At 69.1% G+C, this 1828-nt stretch carries 1 protein-coding gene; it reads left to right on the top strand.

The window, feature by feature from the left end:
• Positions 1-1828, top strand: a 1828-nt coding sequence (locus tag ACFPZL_RS12830) for a metallophosphoesterase (RefSeq protein WP_382335748.1), incomplete at both ends; no start/stop codon positions are given.

Genomic DNA, 1828 nt, shown 5'->3' with positions numbered 1-1828 from the left:
AGGCGTGCAGCTCCGCGATTCCGAGCTGCGCGCGCCGGATGCCGAGCTCGGGGCCGGCCTGGTCGCCGAGGCCGCCGGCCACGCCGCCATCCACGACAACGACATCGAGGTCGAGATCACGGCCCACGGGCTCGCCGCCGGCGTCGCCGGCCGAGTATTGGATCAGGCCGTCGTGAAGCACAATCTGATCCGGCAGGCGCTCCAGGCCGCGACCACGGCCGCGGTCGTCGGCGAGGAGTCCGGCGACGACACCGAGGTGATCGGAAACGTCGTCGTCGGGGACGACTCCGACGGGCTCGACGAGCACCTCAAATCGACGTACGCGGGCCTGCGCTGGGACTTCATCGACGCCTGGATGTGGGATCTCGTCACCCAGCTGCCGCGCGTCAAGTACGTGGCTCCCGAGGAGATGCCGAACCGCATCACCGCGACCTTCCACGGCGACCCGGGCACCCGCCGCGCCTTCACCTGGTACCAGGACATCGCCATGGTCGAGCCCGGCGCGATCCTCAGCACCGATCCGAGCTTCCCCGAGGACGCGACGCTCACGGTCGAGGCCGAGGCGTCGACGAGCAACGAGGGCGAGGCCTTCTACCGGGTGGTCGTCACCGGGCTGACCCCGGGGCTCACCTACTACTACCGCGTCGGCGACACCTTCACCGGCAAATGGAGCGACACCGGCACATTCGAGACCGCGGACGGCGAGGACGACTTCAGCTTCATCACGATCACCGACACGCAGGCGCGCGGCGGCGCCAGCGAGGCAGTCGTCTCCGCGAACACGATCGCCGAGGCGCTGCGCACCGCGCCCGACGCCGAGTTCATCGTCCACGGCGGCGATGTGGTGCAGACCAGCGAAGAGGAGAACGACTGGATCGAGCTCTTCGGATACGCGCAGGAGAGCCTGCTGGCGACCACCATCGCGCCGGTCTCGGGCAACCACGACGCGGGCACGGACGAGTTCACGCAGCACTTCGCGCTCCGCGCGGTGAACGGGCAGGACACGACGACCGGCGTCTACTACTCCTACGACTACAACGACGCCCACTTCGTCATGCTGAACACGAACGAGGGCCGCGACGGGCACAACGCCACCGACATGAGCGACCAGGACTACGAACCGATCAGCGACGCGCAGCTGGCCTGGATCGAGGAGGACGTCGAGCAGGCCCGGGCTCGCGGCGCGAAGTGGATCATCCTCACGACGCACAAGGGCCCGTACACGGCGGGCGCGCACGCGGCGGATCCCGACATCCTCTCGCTCCGCGATCGGCTCGTGCCGCTCATCGACGAGCTCGACGTCGACCTCGTGCTGCAGGGGCACGACCACTACTGGACCCGCACCGAAGAGCTCGCCTCGGATCCCGATTCCCCCGTGCGGGCGAAGCGGTTGAAGTCCGACGTGATCACCGAGGTCATCGGCGGGATCAAGATCGACTACAAGGTGGACCAGCGGGGGACCGTGTTCGTGACTCCCGGCACCGCCGGTTCGAAGCACTACGGGCAGATGCAGGGCATCGCCGAGGGCGACGCGCCCTTCGGGAACGAGGAGTACCTCGACCTCTTCGACCGCCTCGGCGGCGGCGTGCGCTTCAGCAGCAACTCCTACGAGTCGTTCCTCGAGGTGCTCGTGACCGACGGGCGCCTCACCGTCAACCGTCACGAGGTCGGCAGCAACGACAAGGCCTCGTTCGCCGAGGGCTTCGGGATCGACCGCGGCATCACCCCCGTCGACGAGCAGCTCGCGGCGCTGCCGAAGGCCGCCGGCATCAAGCTCACGGACGAGCCCGCCGTGGCGGCCGCCCGCGCGGCCGTGCGGACGCTCACC

The organism is Leucobacter soli (assembly GCF_042659205.1).
GTDB classification, from domain to species: domain Bacteria; phylum Actinomycetota; class Actinomycetes; order Actinomycetales; family Microbacteriaceae; genus Leucobacter; species Leucobacter soli.
Note: the sequence above shows the minus strand (reverse complement) of the source record. Positions and strands in the feature narration are given on the sequence as shown.